The sequence below is a fragment of the Bacillus sp. JJ675 genome (assembly GCF_036963165.1).
GTDB classification, from domain to species: domain Bacteria; phylum Bacillota; class Bacilli; order Bacillales; family Bacillaceae; genus Bacillus; species Bacillus glycinifermentans.
Map to the genome: position 1 here is coordinate 37,242 of NZ_JBALMR010000034.1, position 23,852 is coordinate 61,093.

Here is a 23,852-nt window from a genome sequence, read left to right on the forward strand (position 1 = left end):
AATGGGATAAAGCGGCAGAGAAACAAAGCCCGTCTGCCTGCGTGCACACTCTTATGACGTTAGGATGATCAATTGCCGGCGGGTTTAGCCGCAAAAAAAGACACATCCTTAATGGATGTGCCAGGTGTTTAAGAAAGTTTGGAACGCAAGTAAGCGTCGATAAAGCTGTCAATATCTCCGTCCATGACGGCCTGTACGTTCCCCATTTCCGTATTGGTTCTGTGGTCCTTGACGAGAGAATACGGGTGGAAAACGTAAGAGCGGATTTGGCTTCCCCAGCCGATTTCTTTTTGCTCGCCGCGAATTTCGTCAAGCTGTGCCTGCTGCTCTTCAATCCGGCGCTGATACAGCTTCGACTTCAGCATTTTCATGGCGCGCTCGCGGTTTTTGATTTGCGACCGTTCCGTTTGGCATGTCACGATTACGCCGGTCGGCAGGTGGGTAATCCGGACAGCGGAGTCTGTCGTATTGACGTGCTGACCGCCGGCCCCGCTTGCCCGGTACGTATCGACCTTGATGTCTTCCGTCCGGATCTCGATGTCGATTTCTTCATTGAATTCAGGCATGACATCACAAGAAACAAACGACGTATGCCTGCGTCCGGACGAGTCAAACGGAGAAATGCGGACAAGACGGTGGACGCCCTTTTCAGCTTTTAAATAGCCGTATGCATTATGGCCTTTAATCAGCAGTGTAACAGATTTAATCCCCGCTTCATCCCCCGGAAGATAGTCGAGGGTTTCCACTTTAAAACCGCGGCGTTCAGCCCATCTCGTGTACATTCTGAGAAGCATTGAACCCCAATCCTGCGATTCCGTTCCGCCGGCTCCCGGATGCAGTTCCAGGATCGCGTTGTTTTTGTCGTAAGGCTCGCTCAAAAGAAGCTGCAATTCGAACTCGTTGAATTTCTTAGTCAAGCCTTTCAGCTCGTTTTCCAGTTCGTTTTGCAGATCAGAATCGGGATCTTCTTTTAAAAGATCGTGCGTCATCTGCAGCTCTTCATGCGATTCGCTTAATTCTTTATACGTGTTGACGTAGTCCTTTAAAGCATTTGCTTCATTAATGATCGACTGCGCCTTTTGCTGGTCTCCCCAAAAGTCCGGGTCGGCCATCTGTTCCTCTAATTCAGCGATTTTTGCTTCCTTCGTTTCGAGGTCAAAGAGACCCCCTGAAGTCCGCTAAACGAGAAGCCATATTTTCGAGTTCCTGTCTGATTTCAGTTAATTCCATTTCCTTCACCTCATCGAGTATTTCCGCCAGGTCAAAATAAAAAGAGGATGAATCCCTCTTTTTATTCTGTTCGACCGCAGCAATTTTTATATTTTTTTCCGCTTCCGCAATGGCAAGGAGCGTTTCGTCCGATGTCGACCACTTTGCGGACCGGCTTTTTCTTGGCTTGTTTTGCATCATCGCCTTCTTTCGGCTGATGCGCTGTCGTCTGTCCCTGAACGACCTCTTCGCGCTCAAGGTTGTTTTCGATTTCAGCTTTCATGACGAATTTTGCCACGTCATCTTCGATGGCGGCGATCATGTTTTCAAACATTGTAAAGCCCTCCATCTGATATTCGCGCAGCGGGTTCGTCTGGGCGTATGCCCGCAAGTGAATGCCTTGGCGAAGCTGATCCATTGCATCGATATGATCCATCCATTTCGTATCCACTTCGCGGAGCACGATCACTTTCTCGAATTCGCGCATTTGCTCGGCGCCGTATCTTTCTTCTTTTTGATCGTATTTCGTTTTGATCCGGTCGAAGACAAGCTCTGTGATTTCTTCAGGCTCTTTTCCGAAAATGTCGCTCTTTTCAAGTGCGCCCTCATCAAGGAAGTTCGCATTGATATGTTCGGCAAGTGCCTCAAGGTTCCAATCCTCAGGCAATTCTTCTTTCGGAGTGTATGAGTCGACGATTCGTTCAAGCGAAGACTTGATCATATTCTCCACGATCGAACGAAGATTGTCGGAATCGATGACTTCAAAACGCTGTTTATAGATGACTTCCCGCTGCTGGCGGAGGACGTCATCGTATTGAAGAAGCTGTTTACGGGCATCAAAGTTGTTTCCTTCAACGCGTTTTTGTGAAGACTCAACGGCTCTCGAAACCATTTTGCTCTGGATCGGCGTTGAATCATCCATTCCGAAGCGGTCAAGCATCGCCATCGTCCGCTCGGCTCCGAACCGCTTCATTAATTCGTCTTCCATTGAAAGATAGAATTGGGTAATGCCGGGATCTCCCTGACGGCCTGAACGTCCGCGCAGCTGATTATCGATCCTGCGGGATTCGTGGCGTTCCGTACCGATGACAGCCAACCCGCCAAGCTCTTTTACGCCTTCGCCAAGCTTGATGTCCGTACCGCGTCCCGCCATGTTTGTCGCGATCGTCACCGCGCCTTTTTGCCCGGCATTTTCAATGATCTGGGCTTCGCGTTCGTGGTTTTTCGCATTCAGCACCTGATGCGGGATCCCCTTATTTTTAAGCAGCTTGGAAATCAATTCAGACGTTTCGACCGCAACAGTCCCGACAAGGACTGGCTGGCCGACCATATAACGCTGGGCGACATCCTCGGCGACCGCTTTAAATTTCCCTTCCATTGTGCGGTAAATCAAATCAGGACGGTCGTCGCGGATCACCGGCTTATTCGTCGGAATCGTTACAACCTGCATGTTGTAGATGTTGCGGAATTCTTCTTCTTCCGTTTTCGCCGTACCCGTCATACCGGCCAGCTTTTCGTACATCCGGAAATAGTTTTGGAAGGTAATCGTAGCGAGCGTCATGCTCTCGTTCTGAATTTCAAGTCCTTCCTTCGCTTCGATGGCCTGGTGAAGCCCGTCGCTGTAGCGGCGCCCCTTCATCAGACGGCCCGTAAACGAATCGACGATGATAACCTGTCCGTCTTCAACGACGTAGTCAACGTCTTTATGCATCGCCGCATGCGCTTTAAGAGCCTGGGCGATATGGTGGTTTAAGGCCACGTGACGGACATCGAATAAGTTTTCAATGCCGAACGCTTTCTCTGCTTTTGTCATGCCTTCTTCAGTAAGCTGAACGCTTTTCGTTTTAATATCGTATGTGTAATCCTTCTCGACTTTTAACGTACGCACAAACGCGTTGGCCTGGACGTAAAGCTTCGTCGACTTCGCGGCTTGTCCGGAAATGATCAGCGGCGTTCTTGCTTCATCGATTAAGATGGAGTCCACCTCATCGATAACCGCAAAGTGAAGCGGACGCTGCACCATTTCCTCTTTATAAAGAACCATGTTGTCCCTTAAATAGTCGAAACCAAGCTCATTGTTCGTAGAATACGTAATATCGGCCGCATACGCCTCACGCTTCTCGTCTTTTGACAGGCTGTTCAAATTCAAGCCGACAGTCAAACCGAGAAATTGAAAGATCTGACCCATTTCTTCGGCATCGCGGCTTGCCAGGTATTCGTTGACAGTCACGACGTGAACGCCTTTTCCGGAAAGCGCGTTTAAATAAACGGGCATCGTGGATGTCAATGTTTTACCTTCCCCCGTTTTCATTTCAGCGATATTTCCATCGTGCAGGGCCATGCCCCCCATCAGCTGAACTTTGAACGGAAACATGCCGGTAACCCGCCGCGATGCTTCCCTGACGACGGCAAACGCTTCTGCCAGCAGATCATCAAGCGTTTCGCCTTTTTCAAGACGCTCTTTAAACTCGATCGTTTTATTTCTCAATGCTTCATCTGAAAGCTTTTCCATCTCAGCCTTGAGCGCATCAATCTCATTCGCTTTCTTTTCATAGCGGCTGAGCGTGCGTTTATTCGGATCAAATACTTTATTTAAAATTCCAAGCATAGAATAACGCTCCTCTGTAAATTTCCTTGTTTATTAGCCAGGCAAACAGTAATTTTCATATATGCAATATCATATCACACCTTTTGTCATTTCCAAACAATTTACCGCCCGGAGACGGAAAAAACCCCCTCTTCGGAAAATCCGAGGGGGATGCATGCATTCTTTTATTATTCAGTGGGTTCGATCAAACCGTACTTTCCGTCATTCCTGCGATAAACCACATTGGTCAGATTGGTTTCGGCGTTCGTGAATACAAAGAAGCTGTGCCCAAGCATATTCATCTGTAAAATCGCTTCTTCGTTATCCATCGGCTTTAAATTAAACCGTTTTTGACGGACAACCTGAGGCTGTTCTTCGTCGATTTCTTCCTGCAAAGCTGTGCCGATGCCGTTCCCTTCCGCAAACAAATCCTTCGGTAAACCTTTTTCGCGAAACTTCCGGTTCACTTTCGTTTTATGCTTGCGAATTTGACGTTCGAGTTTGTTTGCTGCGAGATCGATTGCATTGTACATATCTTCGTGATGAACCTCGGCACGGAGGGAGAGGTCTGTCATTGGAATGGTCACTTCAACCTTTGATTCCTGATCATTGTAGAACTTCAGATTGACGTTGACGATCGCATCGACATCATTTTCAAAATGACGTCTCAGCTTTCCAATTTTCTTCTCGACGTGTTCCCTTAATGCTGCTGTCACCTCAATGTTTTCTCCTCTGACGTTGAACTCCATCAAAAGAACGCCTCCTTTATATTAAGGATATGTAAATATATTTCGCCTTTTCCCTTCTTCATTCCTGCCGAAACGTAAAAATTATGTGAAAAATCCGTGAATTTTGACGAAGTTTGTCCATTTATGTATAGATGGGCAGCCGAAATCCCTTTATTAAATCCTAAATATATTCATGACCTGAAGAAATCAGAACGGGTTTGCTTAAGGAAAGCTTGCATGATTTATTGAGAAAACAGGGCATGATGAACATGCCCTTAAAATTGTTTCAAATTTATCTTTTTCGATTTCCGAAATTAATGAATGACAAACGGCTCCATACATCGATGAATCCCGGCCATCCAATGTCGATAAAGAGGCAGAAACCGGTTTTGCAAGTAGTCCTGAAATTCAGCAGAAGGAAAAGTATAATAAATCAGGCTGTCAAACCCGCGGAAGACTTTGTCAAAGGAACGGATCGAAGACTCGGCACAGCTCGTCTTCATAATGGAAAGAAGAAGAGCGTGCGACGAGTCGATGTGAAAAAACGCATAGATGAGGTCGTTAAAAATCCGTTCGCCTTCTGTTTTTTCAAAATTCCGGTCCGCCTCGATCAGGTAGCAAAGCCCTTCCTCAACTGTAAAAAGCAGCTGATAATAAGTTGATAAAAGCATATAATCAGAGGTGCTCGTCAAAGCTATCACCTATTTGCGCTTGTCGTAGTACGTGCCGTCAATCGTTATATTGTTGTACGGATTTCTGTACGTCTGATGAAGGGTCCGTTTTTTCTTCGCCTGAAGCAGCTCTTTTTTGATATCCTGCTGCAGCCTTTTCAATTCGGCGGCAACCAGCGGTTCCAGCTCAAGCACCTTCTTCATTTCAAGCTTTTCTTCATGAGAAAGCGGCGGCTTGATCTCTTTGATCAAGCCATCGCGTTTCTGGAGAAAATCTTCAATTGCCTGAAGCAGCTCATCGCTTTCAGGGGCATCCTTCACCTTCGCGAGCATGTTTTTCGTTTCGTTATACAACAGCTCTGCTTTGCCCATTATACGTGCCCGCCTGTTCCGAACCGGCCTTGCCGCTCGATTTGAATCGCCTGCTTCCACGCATCGCGGAAGTCTTTCACATACCCTTCGACTTCTGTCACAATGTCTTTGTCATTGTTAATATTCGCTTCGATTAAACGGCGGTAGATATACTCATACATCGCACCCATTGATCCGGCCAGCTCCACTTCCCGATTTAGCGTTACATTCAGCTCCTGGATGATGTTTTGCGCTTTCACAAGGTTCGTATTTTTCATTTCCATATCCCCTTGTTCGATCGCCTGTTTGGCCAGCTTCATAAACTTCAGGCAGCCGTCGTATAACATGAGCGTCAATTCCCCGGGGCTTTTCATGTTAATCGAATTTTGCTGATAAGCTGCATACGGATTGTTTAAAGCCATTCTTGATCCTCCAGATTCCGATTATTGTCCAAGCATTTGCGTAATGTACGTCGCTTGTTCGTTCAATTTTTGAATCGCTTTATCCATCGCGGTGAATTTCGCATAGTAGCGGTTTTCAATTTGCGCCAGACGATCCGTCCACGTGGAAATATCGGTTGCGACTTGTTTTAAATTTTTCCCGATCGAGTAATCGTTGGTTGACATGTTAGCGTTTCCGGCTTTGTCTTCAATCTTTTTTTTCGTATCTGTCAATACAGACTGAAGTCGTCTCACGATGCCTTTTTCGTTATAGCTTTCATCCTTGCTGCTTGTTCCCGCCATAAAGAGGTTTGCCACAGCATCAGGATCTTCTTTGATTTTCGCTTTCAGCTTAGCTTCATCTATCTCTAAATGACCGCGCTGATTGTATGAACTTGAAGTCTTAATGCCGAACTGGGTAAGCTGCAGCGATTCTCCATTTACGGAAACGTTTGAATAAAAATCAGTCCGCATTTGGTTTGCTGCGCCGCTTAGAATAGTATCGTTTCTTAACAGACCGCTTTTCGCTTTTTCTTCCCAAAGCTCAACTTGCTTATCTGACATCGCTTCCCTTTGTTCATCTGTCAGCGGTGTATAATCGCGGTATTTCTCCTCAGTCAGCTTGCCGTTGATCGTATCGACGAGATCATTGTACTTTGTGACAAAATCTTTGATTTGATTAAATATAGTGTCAACGTCAGTAGAAACGTCTAATGAGACTGCACTTTTTGTCGTATTTTTTAGCGTATACGTCACATTATTGACGGTAAAATTGTTGGACGTTTTCTCCATTTGCAATCCGTTGATGACAACTTCTGCATTTTGCCCTTCCTGGCTGGCGACCAGCTTGTTGCCGCTGTCAAGCGCAAAACCGAGCTGATCTGTCATGAAGCTTGCTGTCGCTGCATCAGCAGCTTGAATGCTGCCGCCTGCACCGGTGGCTTTTGATGTCAATGCGATCGTTTCCACATATTCCGACCCGTTGTAAATCTTGTCTTTAATCGCTGTTACACCTAAACCGGAGCTGTTAATTTTTGAAACGATGTCATCTAATGTGTCCGTGCTTGCCACCTTGATTTCAATCTTTTTCGCTTCTGCTGCTCCAGGGGCTGTCACCTGAAAGGCCAGCGTTTGATCGCTGCCGGTGTAGCCGGAAAGATTGGAAGATTTATAGGTAGCGGCTGTCGCAAGTCTGTTTACCTGGATCGTACTTGAAGCTGCATTGGTGGTGCCTGTCGCCGTAACTGCCGACTCATCAGAACTCGTCACTTTCTTCGCCCCGTATGTACTCGGACGAAGCATGGTATAAGTTAATTCCTGCAAGTCTTTAATTTTCGTATTGATTTCACGATAGCTGTCCCGCTGCCACTCGAGCGTCTGTTTCTTTTGCTTCAGCTTATCAAGCGGAGCTTGCTCCGTTTTCATCAACTTGCTGACGATCTCGTCAATATCCATACCAGAAGCCAAACCTGAAATTCTCGTTACCATATGAAACACTCCTCTTCTATGTTGATTTATCGACTATTAACCCCATAAATTCAGCCATGTCCGCATAAAAATCGAGCCACTGCTTAGGCGGGATTTCCCGAACCACTTCATCCGTCTTATCGTCCACAACCTTCACATAGTACTCGCCCAGCTTTTCGTGAAGCTCAAACTGAAGATGAACTTGCGACGGCTCCAAAAGCTTATTGGCGCCCTGTACCGTTTTTTCAAGCTGAGGAAATGAAAATTCTGAAGAATGCTGCTGCACCTTTTCCCCAACTTCCGGCTGTTTGCTCATCATCTGCGTCTTGTAAGCATCAATAATAGGTTCCAAAGATGTCAGTCTTCCGATCGACAATTTTTACCATCCCCTATGCTATGATCTAAAATTTATATCGGCTAAGCGAGTGATAGATTTTAATAAATTTATGGAAAAAACTCTTTTTAAATTCAAAATAAAAAAACAGCAATCCACTGATCGGATTCCTGTCATGACATTATAAATAAAAAAGACCCTAGCAAAAGCCAGGATCTTTTTATGCAATTAGCGAAGCAATTGAAGCACGTTTTGCGGCTGTTGGTTCGCTTGAGCAAGCATCGCTTGAGAAGCTTGGGAAAGAATGTTGTTCTTCGTGAACTCGCTCATTTCTTTCGCCATGTCTACGTCACGGATACGAGACTCAGCAGCTGTTAGGTTTTCACCAGAAGCGCTTAGGTTGTTGATTGTGTGCTCTAGACGGTTTTGAACTGCACCGAGCTTAGCACGTTGAGTAGATACTTGGTTAATCGCATCGTCAACGATTTTTAATTGTTCATTAAAACCACCAGCTGCGTCAGATGCAGTGTCAGCAAACTTAGTTACATCTAATGATGAAATGTTTAAAGTATCACTAGTACCTAATGCGTCAGCTGACATATTTCCAATATTTACAGAGATTTGTTGAGTAGCATTAGCTCCAATTTGGAAGACTAAGCTTTTTGTAGTTGCTGCATCACCGGTATCTTTGAAAGTGCCGTCCAGCAATTTCTTGCCGTTGAACTCAGTACGATTAGAAATGCCGTCAATTTCTTCTGTCAATGCAGAAATTTCATCTTGAATAGCCTGCAAATCTGTTGCTTTGTCCTGAGTACCAGTGTTTCCTGCTTGAACAGTAAGTTCACGCATACGTTGAAGGATCGCATGAGTTTCAGTCAATGCACCCTCAGCTGTTTGGATAAGAGAAATGCCGTCTTGTGCGTTTTTAGAAGCCATTTCTAAACCGCGGATTTGTCCTCTCATTTTTTCAGAGATTGCTAGACCTGCTGCGTCATCTCCGGCACGGTTGATGCGAAGACCAGAAGAAAGCTTCTCCATGTTTTTTTGGCTTGCACTGTTGTTTGAAGACAGGCGGTTCAGCGTGTTAAGCGCTGCAATGTTGTGGTTAATTCTCATTTTGTATTTCCTCCTTGAAATATGTTTGAGCGCACGTCTATGTGCTTTTTATTGAAACAAGCCGGGTGTCCTTCCAGCCTGTTACATTTTTAATATCGGACTCGAAGAGGGATTGTTTAGATGAAAATGCACATTTTTCTATATCCGAAATTTTCAGGCAAGTAAATCTAATTAGGATTTATAAATTTTTTTCTTTAAAACCGATTTATATAACAAAAAAAGCCTGTCGAAAACCAAATAAACGGTTTTTCCGACAAGCTTAAGTTTTTTTATGCAATTAGCGAAGCAATTGAAGCACGTTTTGCGGCTGTTGGTTCGCTTGAGCAAGCATCGCTTGAGAAGCTTGAGAAAGAATGTTGTTCTTCGTGAATTCGCTCATTTCTTTCGCCATGTCTACGTCGCGGATACGAGACTCAGCAGCTGTCAAGTTCTCAGAAGAAGCACCAAGGTTGTTGATTGTGTGCTCTAGACGGTTTTGAACCGCACCGAGTTTTGCACGTTGTGATGAAACAGTATTAATTGCATCATCAACGATTTTAAGCTGTTGGTCAAAAGTTAAAGCAGGAGTAGCGTTAGCGAATTCCGTTACATTAATATTTGTAACCGCTTGACCAGTCACTAGAGTATTAGTAGCATCTACTGCACCAAGTGCATCAGCACCCATATCGTTAATATTTACTTTGATTTGTTGACCTGCGTTCGCTCCAATTTGGAAGACTAAATCTGCTGTGCCACTTTTGAAGTCACCATTCAGCAGTTTCTTTCCGTTGAATTCTGTACGATCAGAAATGCCATTTACTTCTTCTGTCAAAGCTGTAATTTCATCTTGAATAGCCTGCAAATCTGTTGCTTTGTCCTGAGTACCAGTGTTTCCAGCTTGTACAACAAGCTCGCGCATACGTTGAAGGATCGCATGGGTTTCAGTCAATGCACCTTCAGCTGTTTGGATAAGAGAGATACCGTCTTGTGCGTTTTTAGAAGCCATTTCTAATCCGCGGATTTGTCCTCTCATTTTTTCGGAGATTGCTAGACCTGCTGCGTCATCTCCGGCACGGTTGATGCGAAGACCTGAAGAAAGTTTCTCCATGTTCTTTTGGCTTGCGCTGTTGTTTGAAGACAGGCGGTTCAGCGTGTTAAGCGCCGCAATGTTGTGGTTGATTCTCATTTTGTATTTCCTCCTTGAAATTTGATTGCACGTCCATGTGCATGTTTTGAAGCATTCAGGCTGTCCTTCCTGCTACATACTTTATATCGGAGAAACCCTGAAATTGTTTATAACAAAAATAAAAAAATCCTCACTTTTTTTGTGAGGATAGTTTCGCCAGAAGATCGTTCGAAAGTGAAGCCGCCCGGCTGTTTTCTTCCTGAATCGACAAATAAATTTCCTTGCGGTGGATATCGATATGCCTTGGCGCGTCGATGCCGATTTTCACTTGGTCTCCGTCAATCGCGATGATTTTCACTTCAATATCATCGCCGATCTGAATCGCTTCATTGAGTTTGCGAGATAAGACTAGCATGATTCCCCTCCTATCAGATGCTTTGTTTGATAAGAGGAGTCGTGCAAAATCACTTGTTTGCCGAGCATTTTTTTGCGGTTTACGACGATTGGCGCCATCAAATTTGCCGTTGATTTTTCAAATGGCTCTTCTATCGTTAAAATCGCCATCACTTCAACATCTTCGGCCGCTTCAATTTCAAGAAATTCAACCGTCGTTTCATCAAGATCAAAGCCGTAGTCCTTGAAGAACACAAACGGACTTGCCACGATGAAAGCAAGTTCGGCCGTTTCCGCCGACTGGAGAACGACGAACGGGGAGTCTTCCGAAAGCGGCAGGATGACGAACTTCTTCTCATCAGAAAATCCCGGCAGGCCGTTTGCAAACATAATGATTTGCTCTTCTTGAATTTGCGTTTCTCCATGGTATTTTGTTTTAATGATCATTGGTCACGATCCTTTGCTGATTTACTTTTGGTTTGGATATTCCACATCTATTTTTAACTCCGGATATTGCAGCATGTCAACCTTCACTTTGCCAGGCGTATAATCAACGACCGGTTTGTGAGGCGTCGCATTGATGATCGCCTTATGCGGCGTTATTTCAATATTGAGTTGGGACGGCTCATATGCGATTTTCACTCTATCAAACGAAGGAGTAAAATGGACACCGATCTGAACCTGCTCAGGCTCATAGTTTCTTCTTGACTGTTCGGCGATTGGATCGCCTTTGTTTTCGATCCTCATCATTTCATCGCCTTCTTCAGCGGTTCGCGCCATCCCGTCAAGCCAGTCCTGATAGCCTTGCTGTGCAGCCTCTTCTATCCTTTTAAAAATATGCTTCCGATCCAAGTCTTCCCATGCTTTCGTCTGGTCAATCGTTAGCTTTGAAGGCGTCACTGAAATCTCAAGGTCAGCGGGGGGCTGCTCGATTTCCAAATCGGCGTGCGGCTGTTCGATGCTCTGGACCGCCGGCGTTGTAGTCAAACCGATTCTTCCTTGGACGCTTTCCATAATCAGCCTTGGCATCTGCATAACGGTTACCTCCTTGAAAAAAAGCAACTCTTAAAGAGTCGCTTTTAGTTTAAAAAGTCAATCAATGTCGGCTGTACGATTTTTGCGTTGACAGAAAGCGCAGCTCTGTGAACGCTCTGCTGTGTAATAAAATCGGTGATCACTTCTTCAAGCTCGACATCTTCGTTGTCTGATAACACTTTTGTGGCTGTCTCTTCCTGCAACTTTAACCGGGAGTCGATCAATTCAAGCCGATTGTAGCGCGCTCCAATATCTGACCGTTCTGAGCTCATCGTGTTGGTGAACTGGTCAATATCGGATAAAACAGCGTCAGAGTCAATGCCGTCAAGTGAACCCGATTTCAAAGCCGTTTCAAGAGAATTCAGCATTTCAAAGACATTTTGCCCGCTGCCTGACGTTCCGCCAAAGGCTGAAATCGGATTTGCGTTCACCTTCAATGTCGCATTGCTGGAAACGTTAAAGTTCACGTCGGAAGAGCTTGTGTAGTTTTCAAAATTATACGTGTACGAACCATCAGGATTTTTGACGATCGGTGCGACATCTGAGTTCGATCCGCTAAAAATGTAGCGTCCATTGACCTGCGTATTGGCGATTTGAATCAGCTGTTCTTTTAATTGGCCGATTTCGACCCCTGTTGCCTCCAGCTCTGCTCCGCCATTCGTACCATTTTTCACTTGAACGACCAAATCTCTAACTTTCCCCATCACGTCTATACCTTCTGTGATGTTATCTTCTGAATTCTCAAGCCATGTGTAAGCCTGTGAAACGTTGCTTTTATATTGCTCCACCTGTGAGAGCTGCGTATTGTATTTCAGGCTTTTCATCGCGACAATCGGATCGTCCGACGCTTTTGTGATCTTTTTTCCCGATGAAATCTGCGATTGCAATTTATCCAGTTTCCCGTAGCTTGAATTGATATAACGCAATGAATTTTTTGCGATCATACCTTGGGTTACACGCATCATTTATCCCTACCTTCCTACGACACCCATGCCGTTGATGATCTTATCAAGGATTTCGTCCTGCACTGTGATCATTCTTGCCGCAGCATTATAAGCATGCTGGAATTGAATCATGTTGGACATTTCTTCGTCTAACGAAACGGCGCTCGTCGACTGCCGGTTCAATTCTGCTGAATTGAGCTGCGTCTCCGAATTGGAAAGAAGCCTGTTCGCTTCCTGGGCTTTCACGCCCATTTCGCCGATAATGCCCGCATAGTAATCCAAAACGGTTGTCGACTTTCCGCCGATGTCGATTTTTTTCGTGAAAACCGCTGCCAGATTTGTCGCGTTTGAGTTATCGCTCGTTTCTCCGTTAAGCGATGAGGCAATATTTTGGCCATTGGAATTCATGATATCATCGGCTACTTTTATTTTCGCTGCCGCTCCTTTTGCAGGCTCAGCCTCACCACCGGTAAATTCAAAGAAAAGGCCGCCCGGTTGACCGGAGGATGTCACTCCGTTTTGATGGACTTCATTGAACGCCTTTGCAAGGGCCAGCGCCATTTCATCCAGGTTCGCGAGCATTTCAGGGTAGGTCCCTTTTTCTTTGCCGCCGGACATGTAGCCGAAGGATTCAATTAAGCCTAACAGCGATCCTTTGCTTGTAAAAGCGTCTGCATTAATGTCCGTTCCGCCGATTGATACGCTTGTCACCAGACCTGTATCATTGTCATAATTGACTTTCACTTCCTTGGTTGTAAAGGTTGTTCCGTCAAGAACCTTGCCGAGAGACTGTCCGTCGCTGCCGATAATGTCGACGGAAACGGTTCCCTCTGCGGTCGCAAGCGAATTGCCGCCTGATTTATTGTAGCTGACTTTGATATTTGCCATTGAAGAAAGCTGATCGAGCAGCAGATCCCGCTTATCGTACAAATCATTCGGAAGATAGCCGTTCGGTTCGACATTGGCGATTTGCTCGTTCAGGCTGTTCAGCTGGGAAAGGAGCGAATTAATGGTGATCGTGCTTTGTTCGATCTGATCCCCCAAGTCCTTTTGAACGGTTGTCAGCGATTTGTATAATTCGTTAAACGTATCTGCCACAGCTTGGCCCTTTTGAGCAACGACAGAACGCGCGCTCGACTCGTTCGCATTGCTCGTCAATTCCTGGATCGATTTCCAAAAAGAATTGAGCACGTTGTTTAAACCGCTGTCTTTTAATTCGTTCATGATGCTTTCCATTTGCGCTAAAGCGCCGGCCTTTGAATCGTAATAGCCGTAACTGGTGTTTTGCGTCCGATATTGGTAGTCGAGAAAACTGTCTCTGACCCTTTCAACCGCGCCGACTTCAACGCCTGTCCCCATTTGTCCGGCAAGTCCGACAGCGTTTCTTGATACGACCGGATAAGGAGTGGTCTCTTGAAAAGCGACACGCTGCCTTGTGTATCCTTCGGTATTGGCGTTTGATATGTTGTTTGATGTTACGCTTAAAGCCGCCTGCTGGGCGGCCAGCCCTCGTCTTGCGGTTTCAAGTCCCATAAAAGTTGGTATCGTCATCTTTCTTTCCCTCCGTTCTAAGCCTTTGAATCAAATAGGGACAGCCTGCTTGAGCCCCTGGGTTGGCTCGGCTCCTGCGTTTTTCCGTAGTTTGCGTTTCCTTCTTTCGGAAGAAGCATGTCCAATGTGAGCGTTATGAATTGAAGCGACTGAATGGTCAGCTGTTTATTCAAACCGTTCACATCTTTTAAACGGGTGACGAGCTGTAACAGCCTTTCAAACAGCTGCTCCAACACCGTTTTGTCGCTGCCTTCAGCCTCGCTGATGCATGTGCTGATCGTGGTGTCCGCCCTTCCGAGGCATTCTTTTGTTGCTTCAATCCGCGCCTCTTCGGTTTGTTCGATCGCCTGCACGTATTTTTGTTCCTTTGTCAAAATCTCAGAAAGTTCTTTTATTTCGTTCTTCTTCAGTGCCTCCGTTTTTCGTTCGGACAGCGTCAGTAAATGTTCATGCAGAACACAAAGGCGTTCAAGCTCTTGTATCACCCGTTTCACCGATTCGTCTTCCTCCTTACTTTATTGCTGTTTATAGAAATTAACCATTTTTTCGGCTATTCCCGTACGGTCGATTTGGTATGTGCCATTTTCGACTGCCGCTTTTAGCCGGGCGATTTTTTCCTGGCGTTCCATCATTAAATCAGGTCCTTTTTGCAGCTCTTTGGCTTTTGCCGAAATTTCAACTTTATCCTCCTGCTGAGGATTTATTTGAGAAGGCGTTGCTTTTTTATCAAAAGATTTATGGTAAGGATTAACAGATTGTGTTCCGTATTGGTTGATCTTCATGGGATTCCTCTCACTTTCCGTCATAGTCGTCTATGATCATACTCATTTTATCGTCTGAGCTTCGAGTTAGTTTAGGGAATCAGTTGTTTTTAGGCTGAAAGGTATAGTATGTGCCTTTGGAACTATTCTGCTTTTCTTTTTCGAGGCGCTCCATCTGGTCTAATTGGCTCATCTGCGATTCTATGTCTTGTTCACAGGCGGCACAGTACCGGCCTTCCCGAATCATCGTTCCGCATCTGTCGCACGGGTAGCCCAGGTTCGGAAAATTAGAGATGTGGATTCGCTTCTGTCTGATAAATTTCAGAATGAGCTCTTCCTCTACTCCCGTTTTTTCCACGATTTGAATCATCGTAGCCTGCCGGTTTTCCTGCTTTTTCAGGAATTTGTATACTGTCTCAAATGAACGTTCTTCTTCTTTCAGACAAGAGTTACATATGGTTTGAAAGCTGTTTTTCATAAACAATGCGTTGCACTTTGGACAATTCGCCAATTGATTCATAATTTTGACTCCTATCCTTAAATTCTATCATTTATATCGGCAGGGAAAATAAATGATTTAGCTTCGAATCAAAGTGAAAGATGATACCGAATCTGCTCCCCCGTCCGCTTTCAGACATTGGGCAGCTTGATGAATGGTAGCCCCTGTCGTATACAGGTCATCGATCAGGAGAATTTTCATTCCTTTTACAAAACCCTTGTCCGTTTTAAAAACGTTTTTTTGTTTAAGGCGCTCTGTCCTGCTTTTTTTTGACTGTTTCTCATTTTCTGTTCTGATCAACGGATGTATGACAGGCCTTTTTAATAAGGAAGCAAGCCTTTCCGCCTGATTAAAGCCTCTTTCCTTTTTACGTTCTTCGCTGAGAGGTATCGGGACAATAACGGCATCTGAATGTCGGCAGCACGCTTGAAAGGTGCGGATGAAAGAAGGGGCAAAAGCGTGGACGATTTCAGCGTCGCCTCTAAACTTAAAACGGGCGAGCACTTCTTTCATGAAAGGATTGTAAAGATATACAGAGCGGTTTTGCTCAAGGAGGCCGCGGGTTTTCGGATTTGCTTCCCATTTCAGACAGTCGGTGCACAGCTTTTCGCCGTCTTGCAGACGCCCGCATTTACGGCAAACGGTCCCTTTTATTTTGATAAAGCCCTCTTTACATTCTCCGCATATTTTTTCCTCATCATGAGCAAAGAAAAAAGAACGCCATGAAAGAGAATGTGAAAGAGGAGCTTCACAAATTAAACAAAGCAGCTTACACCCTTCCTTCCTTTCTTTCTGTGTTCGCAATGCGGATTTTCATTGACTCTTCTTGCCGCTTCTGCGAGAGTGACTAGCATCGATGTATTTTTTTGTTTGTCAACGAGCTCTGCCTTTATGTATGCCAGTTTCGTACGATCTGTGACATATTGCGGTTTGACCGCATTCAAGGCTAGTGCGAGCACATCTTCTCTGCATCTCTGACACAAGCAGCTCATATTGAGCTGATCAATATATTGATCAAACAATTCTTCCAAAACAGATTCCTTTGCATTGACTAACATTCAGGCACCGCTCCTTATACACATCTTATGAGTATACTGTACCATGATTATCGGACTAGTCAACCAAATTTTCCAGTAAAGCCATTTTATTCATTCGGCGAATATGACGGCGAGCTGCGACCATGTTCGCCGTCTTGCCGAAGTGAAAAAAACGGACGTCACCCGTTGTATATTGAGGGTGCCTCCCGGCTCTTCCCGATATTTGGACAAGCGCGCTTTCGTCAAAAACGGCCGATTCAGCGCCCAGCACTCCGACTTGTGCTTTTTGGACCGTCACGCCTCTTTCCAAAATGGTCGTCGTGACGAGGATATCAAGCGTCCCATCCCTAAACCGTTTTACCTTTTCATTTCTATCCGGGTCATCGGCATAAACGCCTTCGATTTGAAAATGTTCCTTCTTTAACAGGGTAACCACAGATTTGAGCGCCGGAATAGACGGAACAAATAAAAAGACCGGCTGTTTTTGCTCTTTATGTTTGAAAAGCCATCTTTTGACGGCTAAAGGAATAATGTGGCATTTGAGACTCTTTTTCCAGTTTCCGCACCACGTAAATGACGGTTCAGGCATTGGACTCCGATGATACCGGGCCGGGATGTGAGCGGCCTTGAGCCGCCCGCTTTCAGCTCGTTTTTTCATTTCCCGGGAAGGGGTGGCTGTTAAATAAATTCGGGCGCTTTGCCGTTTCCCTGCTTTTTCTACGGCGTACTGCAATGTTTGATCATAACTGTACGGGAACGCATCAACCTCATCAACGACCATCACATCGAACGCTTCTTTATATCGGAAAAGCTGATGGGTGGTCGATATCATAAGAGGCGAAAGCATCCCTCTATCGGGACTCCCTCCGTATAAAGCGGCAATTTCTGCGCCTTCAAAAGCTTTCTTTACGCGCGGGGCAAGCTCCAGCACCACATCCGTTCTCGGAGTGGCTATACATACTCTCAAGCCATGGTTTAAAGCAAATTCGATTCCCTGAAACAAAATTTCCGTTTTGCCTGATCCGCAAACCGCCCAAATTAAAAGCTCTTCTTTTTTTCGAATCGCTTCAATAATCGATCTTGCCGCTTTTTCCTGGCCCGCCGAAAGAATTCCCTCCCAAACCATGCGGACGGGCGGCCATTTAGATTGATCACCGCCTTTCCAAGTCAATAGGGGTGTACATTCGCTTACTCTGCCCATCATGACGCACGAACGGCAGTAGACACATTGTTGATTGCATGCATAACAAGGGTACCGGGCGAAAAGCGCCTGATGATCCTGGCCGCACCGCTTGCAGACAAAGCCTTTGGTCGTTTCTTCAATCGGTTTTTCTGCTTTGATCAAGCCTTTTTGGATGTGCCAATCAATCACATCATCGGGAAAGGGAAGTTCACTTTTGAGAAGATGGCGGGATTCAAGCAAAGACTGTAAATTGCGGGAGTATTCAGATGCGGGCTGCTTTCCAGCGATAACGATCACCTCCAATCTAACATTTAGTATCTTGCATGCCCGTTTTTTTGTAAAACTGGCAAAATCAAAAAGTTGCAGAGTTTTCACCTTGGAAAATCAAAAAATCTCCGTTTTGTCAAACGGAGATTGGCGTTTATACTATATACCAGGCAATGCCCATTGCCCCCTCGCCGAGATGCGTGCCGACCACAGGACCAAAATAGCTTTTGTATAATTCGACGTGCGGATATTTTTGAGACAGCTCTTCAATAATCTGATCGGCTTCTTTCTCCCGGTTCGCATGGATGACGACCGCCCTCATAGGCTTGCCTTTTCCGGCATCCTCATCAAAGAGTTCAAACAGGCGGTTTAAGGCTTTTTTTCTCGTCCGGATTTTTTCAAATGGAACGATCAGCTTATTCTCAAAGTGTAAAATCGGCTTCACTTTTAAAAGGCTTCCGATAAAAGCCTGGGCTCCGCTCAGCCTGCCCCCTCTTTGCAGATGGGATAGGTCGTCAACCATGAAGTAAGCCCTCATCGAGGTTTTCATATGATCCAAATGACTGAGGATTTCTTCAGGCGGTGCTCCTTTTTCCGCCATCTCAGCCGCTTCGATCGCATAAAAACCTTGAGCCATGCAGCTGATTTCCGAATCAAACGGATACACTTTGACGTTTTCCAGCATTCCATCCGCCGACACGGCGCTGTTGTACGTGCCGCTGATTCCGCTGGAAAGATGGATGCTGATTACCGCATCATATGTTTCGCCAAGCTTTTCATACAGTGCGATCAATTCGCCGTAGGCCGGCTGGGAAGTCGTCGGGAGATCTTCATGAGCTTTAACTTCTTTATAATAATCCTTCCAGCTCATGTCGACCTCTTCCTTGTATGAAGCCTCTCCGAAAATCACATTGAGCGGTATCATGTGTATATTGTGATTATCCCGCAGTTCTTTCGGTATGTAGGCTGTACTGTCAGTTACTACTGCTGTTCTCATAAAATAAACCTTCCTTATGAAAGATACTTTTTTTCCTATTTTAAAAGAAAAACAGTTGTTTTTCATTATAAAGTTTGATTTTCTAAAAAAAGAAAAGACCTGCCGATGGCAAGTCCACTTTTATCTCATTTCTACCCAGCCATTTTTGATGGCCACAACGACTGCTTGAGTTCTGTCGTTTACGTTCATTTTCTGCAGGATGTTGCTGACGTGGTTTTTAACCGTTTTTTCACTGATAAATAAAGATTCTCCTATGCCGCGGTTGCTCTTTCCGTCCGCGAGCATTTGCAATACTTCGCATTCCCGCCTTGTGAGAATGTGCAAAGGTCTGCGGATTTCTGGATACACTTCGTGCTGAGCGTGAGATGACACGCCGCTTGTTGCCAGACGGCGAAATTCGTTGACAAGATTGTGCGTAACCTTAGGGTGAAGGTAAGAACCGCCTTCAGCCACTACCTTTACGGCTTCAATCAGTGTATCGGCATCCATCTCTTTAAGCAGATAGCCGCGTGCTCCGGTTTTTAACGCATGTGTCACATAGTTTTCATCATCATGGATCGATAAAATTATGACCTTTGATTCCGGATACATATCGACAAGTTGTTTTGTCGCTTCAACTCCGTTTACATTCGGCATATTGATGTCCATGATGACTACATCCGGATGATAGTGCTCGACAATGCGAGCCGCTTCGTCACCGTCGTCTCCTTCAGCCACTACCTCAAAGGTAGGTTCGAAATCCAAAATCCGTTTTACTCCTTCACGGAATAACTGATGGTCATCAATAATTACAATATTTACTTTAGTCACAAGCTACGCCTCCCCATTTTTCATTGTTCTACACAGCGCTTTTATGGTCAATATGTCTTTTGTCTCTATTTTACAATTATCTTTACAATGACAGCGGAACTTTAATTAAAATAAATGTCCCGAGACCTATTTTCGAGTCGATCGTCATCGTACCTTCAAGCAAATCGACTCTTTCCTTCATTCCAAGCAGACCGAACGATTTGTTTTTCTTCTTTTGCGCTTCTTTTAAATCAAAGCCGTTTCCGTTATCTTTTATAATCAGCGTAACAAAATCTTTCGTCACTTCTACTTTAACATGAATTTCGGTTGATTCGGAATGTTTTAGGGCATTCGTGACAGCTTCCTGAGCCAGCCGGAAAAGCGCCACTTCAAATCGCGGTGCAATCCGCCTGTCTTCCGATTCCCCGATGCAATGAAAATGGATTTTCGCTTTGCCATGATAATCTTCGATCGTGTTCAAGTATTTTCTGAGCGTCGGAATCAGGCCCAAATCGTCTAAAGCCATCGGCCTTAAGTCATAAATAATCCGTCTGACTTCATAAAGGGCATTGCGAACGTTTTGCCGGAGGTTTTTAATTTCCTGAAAGCCTTCTTCGGTCCCCTTGTCTCTGAAAATCCGTTCGATCAATTCAGATCTCATCATCACGTTTGCCAGCATTTGCGCCGGACCGTCATGAATTTCGCGCGAGACCCTTTTTCTTTCTTCCTCTTGCGCTTCGATGATCCGCAAGCCGAAATCCTGTTTTGCCTGCGCGTCTTCCAATAAAACGCCGACCTGGCGAAGATCTTGGTTTAAATAGTTTAAAACGACAGTTATCTGGCTGACAAGACCTTCGGAACGCTCAATGATTTCCTGAAGACCGAGGAGACGCCTTTCCAGATCGTCGCGCTTCTCCCTCAGCTGCTTTTCGCGCTGCTGAATCATCGTAAGCTCAACTTGAAGTTTGTGCGCCTTTTCATAAGCTTCGCGAATTTCCGTTTCACTGAATTTATGAAAGTTTCTGCTGACCTCTGACAGACGGTTCCTCGCATGCCGGGCATGCACCTCCAACCTGTCTCCGAGATCGATGACTTCGTTGACCTGCTGCTTGATCTGCTTCAGCTCTTCTACCAAGCCTTCATATTGCTGACGGGACTGTTCGCCGATTTGAAATACTTCATCCTTGCTCCCGTCAACGGTTTTTAACATCTTCATTATTATTGAATCCAAGACTTTGGAGTCCATTTTGGAAACGCTCACCCATTTTCCCTCCGTAACAGCATTGTCATGTAGTTTTATCATAAATTTCATTGAACTGAAATTCGTGTCGAATTATAATGAAAGAATGCGTATTCTGTTTTTTGGTTCTATTATGATCTCCCTTCCATATCTCTTTAATCATAACAAAATGCGCGTGAAAATTCTAAGTCTGTTCGTATTTTATGAACATCCGCATGGCTTGTCAGGGGGTAAAATGACATGCTTCAAAGCTATCTCACTGTTTCCGGCGAAGGAACCCATGAAATCGTAATCGAGAAGTCCCGGTTCATTTGTCATTTAAGCCGTGTCAGTACTGAAAAAGAAGCACAGGATTTTATTCATAACATAAAAAAACAGCATTGGAATGCCACTCATAATTGTTCCGCCTATGTCATCGGCGAAAACGACCAAATTCAAAAGGCGAACGATGACGGAGAACCGAGCGGAACGGCAGGAGTCCCGATGCTTGAAGTATTAAAGAAACGCAATTTGAAGGATACTTGCGCCGTTGTTACACGGTATTTCGGCGGCATCAAGCTCGGCGCCGGAGGATTGATACGCGCTTACGGAAAATCCGTATCAGAAGGGCTGAACCATGTCGGCGTCGTCGAACGCAAACTGATGCGCGTGATGCATACCAAAGTGGGCTATACATGGATCGGCAAGCTGGAAAACGAGCTGCGCGAGTCCCCTTATCAAATCAAGGACATCCACTATGCCGACGACGTTGAATTTGAAACGTATGTAAAAGAAAGCGAAAAGCAGGCTTTTACAGAATGGATAACCGAATTAACAAACGGCAAGAGCGAAAATAGAGAAGGCATTCAGATATATCTGGAGGAAGCTTTTTATCATTAAAGGAGAATAAATATATGGCTGAGCGTGTAAAAGTGAAAGTGCGCAAAAAGAAGAATAAGAAAAAGAAGCTTATCAAGCGGTTTATCTTGCTTATGCTGCTCGCACTTCTCGCGGTTGGCGGAGTGGGGATATACAAGATTTACAACACGATCTCTGCAGCTGACGACACCTATGATCAACTGGATCGGGGCGAGAAGTCGAAGCTTCGCGATGAAGTCGTCGACATCAAGAAAAAACCGTTCTCGATCTTGTTTATGGGTGTGGAAAATTATGCGACCAAAGGGGAACGCGGCCGCACCGATTCCCTTATTGTCGTAACGCTCGACCCAAAACAAAAAACGATGAAAATGCTGAGCATCCCGAGAGATACAAGGGTTCAGCTGGCCGGTGACACAACCGGAACCAAAACGAAGATCAATGCGGCCTACGGAAAAGGCGGAAAAGAAGAAACAATCGAAACGGTCGAAGATTTCTTAGGCATTCCGATTGACTATTATGCAACGGTTGATTTTGACGGATTCAAAGATGTCATCGATGAAATCGGCGGCATCGATGTAGACGTGCCGTTTGATTTTGACGAAAAAAGCGATGTTTCCAAGACGAAAAGAATTTATTTCAAAAAAGGAAACATGCATTTAAACGGCGAACAAGCGCTGGCCTACGCCAGAATGAGAAAGCAGGATAAGCGCGGGGATTTTGGAAGAAACGACAGGCAAAAACAAATTCTGAAAGCTGCCCTCGATCAAATTTCCAAGCCGCAAAACCTCGCCAAAATCGATACGATTGTCCAAAAGGCGAGTAAAAACATTAAAACAAACTTTAGAATTACGCAAGCCTTGGCCCTTCAGGAAATATACAGCGGCTTTAAAGGCGACGACATTGAGACGCTAAGCATTACCGGACAGGATCTGAATATCGCCGGGGTGTATTACTTTGAAGCAGACGAGCAAAATCTGACAAATGTTCAGAATGAATTGAACCATCATTTATTTCCGGGTTCAACCGCTGACTCAAGCGGAACATCGTCTGACAGCTCTGACGCAACAACAGGCGGAACGGACAGTTCCACCGACAGCTCTACGGATGCGTCCGCGTCTTCTTATTAGAATAAAAAAACCCTGATCTCTCAATAAGAAATCAGGGTTTTGCATTTCAGGTCAATTCCTTTTCACCATCCGCTTATAAAACTTTGTGAACGGTTTGTATTTTTCATTTACGAGTCCGGTGACCTCTGCGATGATCTGCATGAACAAGATCAAGGCGAAGATGATGATGATTGATATCCAAAGAGTCGCCGTTTTCAGGATAATAGCGCATAGGCTGAAGATGATGCCGATTAAGTATATGACGATGACGGCCTTTCTGTGAGACAGGCCGAAAGCCATCAGCCTGTGATGGATATGCGACTTATCAGGAGCCGAAATCGGCTGCTTGTTCAATATCCTTCTGATGATCGCAAACGTCGTGTCAAATATAGGAACGCCCAAAATGATGATCGGGACTCCGACGCTGAAAAGCGTTACGCTTTTGTACAGCCCCAACAGCGACAGGACTGAAATCACATAACCGAGAAAGAGCGATCCCGTGTCTCCCATAAAAATTTTCGCCGGGTGAAAATTATAGAAGAGAAAGCCTAGCGTGCTGCCGATGACGACTAACGATAATGAGAAAATCAAAATTTTGTCGGCTGAAAAAGCCATGACGGCAATTGTCGAAAGGCCGATCACGGATATCCCGGCCGCCAATCCGTCCAACCCGTCAATTAAATTGATCGCATTGGTGATTCCAACGATCCACAAAATCGTTAACGGAAATGAGAGCCAGCCCAAATCGAAACGGACGTCCCAAAACGGAATCGATAAAAACTCCATTTTCAGCCCCGTACTGACAATCAGGCACGCGACTAATATTTGAACGATGAATTTAACTTTCGCACTTAAATTATATTTATCATCTATAATTCCTAAAATGACAATCATAAAAGCGCCGAGCGTAATAGCCGTAATTCTGTTTTCGTAAAGGCCGCCGGCCACAGAGCCGGTCAAGACTCCTATAAATATGGCTAAACCGCCCATTCTTGGCATGACTTTTTCGTGTATTTTTCGATTATCCGGACGATCAACGATCCCGGATTTCATTGCTATGCGTTTTACAAGCGGAGTAATGATTAATACAACAATCAGAGAGACAAAAAACGCAAAAACCGTGCGTTCATAAGACATAAGGAAGTCTCCTTTTTAAATGAAGTCTGGATAGTTTATATTGTTAT

The 23,852-nt window shown here is 45.0% G+C and carries 27 protein-coding genes; 2 read left to right on the plus strand and 25 right to left on the minus strand.

From position 1 onward, the window contains the following. Positions 1 to 128: 128 nt before the first annotated feature. The 24 genes from prfB to V7126_RS09905 form a co-directional block, all read right to left on the minus strand. A protein-coding gene (prfB, locus tag V7126_RS09790) for a peptide chain release factor 2 (RefSeq protein WP_099047125.1) occupies positions 129 to 1,230 on the minus strand; the annotation gives its coding sequence in 2 pieces (ribosomal slippage) (positions 129 to 1,157 and positions 1,159 to 1,230; 1,101 coding nt in all). 61 nt (positions 1,231 to 1,291) lie between these two features. Beyond that, positions 1,292 to 3,817 carry a preprotein translocase subunit SecA gene (secA, locus tag V7126_RS09795; RefSeq protein WP_046129461.1) on the minus strand — a complete coding sequence of 842 codons (2,526 nt, stop codon included), beginning with the start codon at positions 3,815 to 3,817 and terminating at the stop codon, positions 1,292 to 1,294. A gap of 167 nt (positions 3,818 to 3,984) precedes the next feature. Continuing rightward, positions 3,985 to 4,545 (minus strand): ribosome hibernation-promoting factor, HPF/YfiA family, encoded by a 561-nt coding sequence (gene hpf / locus V7126_RS09800; RefSeq protein ID WP_335497560.1) that lies wholly within the window; start codon positions 4,543 to 4,545, stop codon positions 3,985 to 3,987. A gap of 293 nt (positions 4,546 to 4,838) precedes the next feature. Next, positions 4,839 to 5,216, minus strand: a complete 378-nt coding sequence (locus V7126_RS09805; RefSeq protein ID WP_046129459.1) for a hypothetical protein — start codon at positions 5,214 to 5,216, stop codon at positions 4,839 to 4,841. A gap of 9 nt (positions 5,217 to 5,225) precedes the next feature. Then, on the minus strand, positions 5,226 to 5,567 hold the full coding sequence (locus tag V7126_RS09810; protein ID WP_046129458.1) for a flagellar protein FliT: 342 nt from the start codon (positions 5,565 to 5,567) through the stop codon (positions 5,226 to 5,228). Next, positions 5,567 to 5,968 (minus strand): flagellar export chaperone FliS, encoded by a 402-nt coding sequence (gene fliS / locus V7126_RS09815; protein WP_046129457.1) that lies wholly within the window; start codon positions 5,966 to 5,968, stop codon positions 5,567 to 5,569. The genes V7126_RS09810 and fliS overlap by 1 nt, the downstream gene beginning before the upstream one ends. 21 nt (positions 5,969 to 5,989) lie before the next feature. Next, positions 5,990 to 7,474, minus strand: a complete 1,485-nt coding sequence (locus V7126_RS09820) for a flagellar hook-associated protein 2 (RefSeq protein ID WP_046129456.1) — start codon at positions 7,472 to 7,474, stop codon at positions 5,990 to 5,992. A gap of 16 nt (positions 7,475 to 7,490) precedes the next feature. Continuing rightward, a complete protein-coding gene (gene flaG / locus V7126_RS09825) occupies positions 7,491 to 7,829 on the minus strand; it encodes a flagellar protein FlaG (protein WP_046129455.1) in 339 nt (112 codons plus the stop codon). Between the two features lie 186 nt (positions 7,830 to 8,015). After that, positions 8,016 to 8,903 carry a flagellin Hag gene (gene hag / locus V7126_RS09830; RefSeq protein WP_065894693.1) on the minus strand — a complete coding sequence of 296 codons (888 nt, stop codon included), beginning with the start codon at positions 8,901 to 8,903 and terminating at the stop codon, positions 8,016 to 8,018. Positions 8,904 to 9,180: 277 nt separating this feature from the next. After that, positions 9,181 to 10,068, minus strand: coding sequence for a flagellin Hag (hag, locus tag V7126_RS09835; RefSeq protein ID WP_046130077.1), 888 nt, complete (start codon positions 10,066 to 10,068; stop codon positions 9,181 to 9,183). Between the two features lie 130 nt (positions 10,069 to 10,198). Next, positions 10,199 to 10,423 (minus strand): carbon storage regulator CsrA, encoded by a 225-nt coding sequence (gene csrA / locus V7126_RS09840; protein WP_216899239.1) that lies wholly within the window; start codon positions 10,421 to 10,423, stop codon positions 10,199 to 10,201. Then, the gene (fliW, locus tag V7126_RS09845; RefSeq protein ID WP_046130079.1) at positions 10,417 to 10,848 is read right to left on the minus strand and encodes a flagellar assembly protein FliW; all 432 of its coding nucleotides are present in this window, start codon (positions 10,846 to 10,848) and stop codon (positions 10,417 to 10,419) included. The genes csrA and fliW overlap by 7 nt, the downstream gene beginning before the upstream one ends. Positions 10,849 to 10,869: 21 nt before the next feature. Further along, positions 10,870 to 11,436: a DUF6470 family protein gene (locus tag V7126_RS09850; RefSeq protein WP_216899237.1), complete on the minus strand. Its 567-nt coding sequence runs from the start codon at positions 11,434 to 11,436 to the stop codon at positions 10,870 to 10,872. Positions 11,437 to 11,480: 44 nt separating this feature from the next. Continuing rightward, the gene (flgL, locus tag V7126_RS09855) at positions 11,481 to 12,398 is read right to left on the minus strand and encodes a flagellar hook-associated protein FlgL (RefSeq protein ID WP_046130164.1); all 918 of its coding nucleotides are present in this window, start codon (positions 12,396 to 12,398) and stop codon (positions 11,481 to 11,483) included. Positions 12,399 to 12,407: 9 nt separating this feature from the next. Then, positions 12,408 to 13,931 carry a flagellar hook-associated protein FlgK gene (gene flgK / locus V7126_RS09860; RefSeq protein WP_046130081.1) on the minus strand — a complete coding sequence of 508 codons (1,524 nt, stop codon included), beginning with the start codon at positions 13,929 to 13,931 and terminating at the stop codon, positions 12,408 to 12,410. A 17-nt stretch (positions 13,932 to 13,948) separates the two neighbouring features. Next, positions 13,949 to 14,425, minus strand: coding sequence for a flagellar protein FlgN (locus V7126_RS09865; protein ID WP_046130082.1), 477 nt, complete (start codon positions 14,423 to 14,425; stop codon positions 13,949 to 13,951). Between the two features lie 21 nt (positions 14,426 to 14,446). Continuing rightward, positions 14,447 to 14,713 carry a flagellar biosynthesis anti-sigma factor FlgM gene (gene flgM / locus V7126_RS09870; protein ID WP_046130083.1) on the minus strand — a complete coding sequence of 89 codons (267 nt, stop codon included), beginning with the start codon at positions 14,711 to 14,713 and terminating at the stop codon, positions 14,447 to 14,449. A gap of 79 nt (positions 14,714 to 14,792) precedes the next feature. Beyond that, positions 14,793 to 15,212: a TIGR03826 family flagellar region protein gene (locus tag V7126_RS09875; protein ID WP_046130084.1), complete on the minus strand. Its 420-nt coding sequence runs from the start codon at positions 15,210 to 15,212 to the stop codon at positions 14,793 to 14,795. 57 nt (positions 15,213 to 15,269) lie between these two features. After that, positions 15,270 to 15,995 (minus strand): ComF family protein, encoded by a 726-nt coding sequence (locus V7126_RS09880; protein ID WP_254416533.1) that lies wholly within the window; start codon positions 15,993 to 15,995, stop codon positions 15,270 to 15,272. Next, positions 15,947 to 16,249 (minus strand): late competence development ComFB family protein, encoded by a 303-nt coding sequence (locus V7126_RS09885; protein WP_046130085.1) that lies wholly within the window; start codon positions 16,247 to 16,249, stop codon positions 15,947 to 15,949. The genes V7126_RS09880 and V7126_RS09885 overlap by 49 nt, the downstream gene beginning before the upstream one ends. Before the next feature lie 55 nt (positions 16,250 to 16,304). Next, the gene (locus V7126_RS09890) at positions 16,305 to 17,714 is read right to left on the minus strand and encodes a DEAD/DEAH box helicase (RefSeq protein WP_046130086.1); all 1,410 of its coding nucleotides are present in this window, start codon (positions 17,712 to 17,714) and stop codon (positions 16,305 to 16,307) included. A 118-nt stretch (positions 17,715 to 17,832) separates the two neighbouring features. Continuing rightward, on the minus strand, positions 17,833 to 18,675 hold the full coding sequence (locus V7126_RS09895; protein WP_175075792.1) for a DegV family protein: 843 nt from the start codon (positions 18,673 to 18,675) through the stop codon (positions 17,833 to 17,835). Positions 18,676 to 18,795: 120 nt separating this feature from the next. Beyond that, a complete protein-coding gene (gene degU / locus V7126_RS09900; RefSeq protein WP_046130088.1) occupies positions 18,796 to 19,485 on the minus strand; it encodes a two-component system response regulator DegU in 690 nt (229 codons plus the stop codon). Between the two features lie 82 nt (positions 19,486 to 19,567). Next, positions 19,568 to 20,725 carry a sensor histidine kinase gene (locus V7126_RS09905; RefSeq protein WP_046130089.1) on the minus strand — a complete coding sequence of 386 codons (1,158 nt, stop codon included), beginning with the start codon at positions 20,723 to 20,725 and terminating at the stop codon, positions 19,568 to 19,570. 219 nt (positions 20,726 to 20,944) lie between these two features. On the opposite strand from V7126_RS09905, the gene V7126_RS09910 reads away from it, so the two are divergent. Next, a complete protein-coding gene (locus tag V7126_RS09910) occupies positions 20,945 to 21,583 on the plus strand; it encodes a YigZ family protein (RefSeq protein WP_046130090.1) in 639 nt (212 codons plus the stop codon). A 14-nt stretch (positions 21,584 to 21,597) separates the two neighbouring features. Next, a complete protein-coding gene (locus V7126_RS09915; protein ID WP_046130091.1) occupies positions 21,598 to 22,689 on the plus strand; it encodes an LCP family protein in 1,092 nt (363 codons plus the stop codon). Positions 22,690 to 22,740: 51 nt separating this feature from the next. On the opposite strand, the gene V7126_RS09920 is transcribed toward V7126_RS09915, so the two are convergent. Continuing rightward, a complete protein-coding gene (locus V7126_RS09920; protein WP_175075793.1) occupies positions 22,741 to 23,805 on the minus strand; it encodes a glycosyltransferase family 4 protein in 1,065 nt (354 codons plus the stop codon). Between the last annotated feature and the right edge of the window lie 47 nt (positions 23,806 to 23,852).

Excerpts from the sequence above, each read along its gene's own strand:
- flgK (WP_046130081.1), bottom strand. The coding sequence starts at position 13,931 with ATGACGATACCAACTTTTATGGGACTTGAAACCGCAAGACGAGGGCTG.
- fliW (WP_046130079.1), bottom strand. The coding sequence starts at position 10,848 with ATGATCATTAAAACAAAATACCATGGAGAAACGCAAATTCAAGAAGAG.
- V7126_RS09875 (WP_046130084.1), bottom strand. The coding sequence starts at position 15,212 with ATGAATCAATTGGCGAATTGTCCAAAGTGCAACGCATTGTTTATGAAA.
- V7126_RS09915 (WP_046130091.1), top strand. The coding sequence starts at position 21,598 with ATGGCTGAGCGTGTAAAAGTGAAAGTGCGCAAAAAGAAGAATAAGAAA.
- hag (WP_046130077.1), bottom strand. The coding sequence starts at position 10,068 with ATGAGAATCAACCACAACATTGCGGCGCTTAACACGCTGAACCGCCTG.
- flgM (WP_046130083.1), bottom strand. The coding sequence starts at position 14,713 with ATGAAGATCAACCAATACGGAACACAATCTGTTAATCCTTACCATAAA.
- V7126_RS09820 (WP_046129456.1), bottom strand. The coding sequence starts at position 7,474 with ATGGTAACGAGAATTTCAGGTTTGGCTTCTGGTATGGATATTGACGAG.
- csrA (WP_216899239.1), bottom strand. The coding sequence starts at position 10,423 with ATGCTAGTCTTATCTCGCAAACTCAATGAAGCGATTCAGATCGGCGAT.
- V7126_RS09920 (WP_175075793.1), bottom strand. The coding sequence starts at position 23,805 with ATGTCTTATGAACGCACGGTTTTTGCGTTTTTTGTCTCTCTGATTGTT.
- V7126_RS09885 (WP_046130085.1), bottom strand. The coding sequence starts at position 16,249 with ATGTTAGTCAATGCAAAGGAATCTGTTTTGGAAGAATTGTTTGATCAA.
- flgL (WP_046130164.1), bottom strand. The coding sequence starts at position 12,398 with ATGCGTGTAACCCAAGGTATGATCGCAAAAAATTCATTGCGTTATATC.
- secA (WP_046129461.1), bottom strand. The coding sequence starts at position 3,817 with ATGCTTGGAATTTTAAATAAAGTATTTGATCCGAATAAACGCACGCTC.
- V7126_RS09850 (WP_216899237.1), bottom strand. The coding sequence starts at position 11,436 with ATGCAGATGCCAAGGCTGATTATGGAAAGCGTCCAAGGAAGAATCGGT.
- V7126_RS09810 (WP_046129458.1), bottom strand. The coding sequence starts at position 5,567 with ATGGGCAAAGCAGAGCTGTTGTATAACGAAACGAAAAACATGCTCGCG.
- hag (WP_065894693.1), bottom strand. The coding sequence starts at position 8,903 with ATGAGAATTAACCACAACATTGCAGCGCTTAACACGCTGAACCGCCTG.
- fliS (WP_046129457.1), bottom strand. The coding sequence starts at position 5,968 with ATGGCTTTAAACAATCCGTATGCAGCTTATCAGCAAAATTCGATTAAC.
- V7126_RS09895 (WP_175075792.1), bottom strand. The coding sequence starts at position 18,675 with ATGAGAACAGCAGTAGTAACTGACAGTACAGCCTACATACCGAAAGAA.
- hpf (WP_335497560.1), bottom strand. The coding sequence starts at position 4,545 with ATGGAGTTCAACGTCAGAGGAGAAAACATTGAGGTGACAGCAGCATTA.
- V7126_RS09910 (WP_046130090.1), top strand. The coding sequence starts at position 20,945 with ATGCTTCAAAGCTATCTCACTGTTTCCGGCGAAGGAACCCATGAAATC.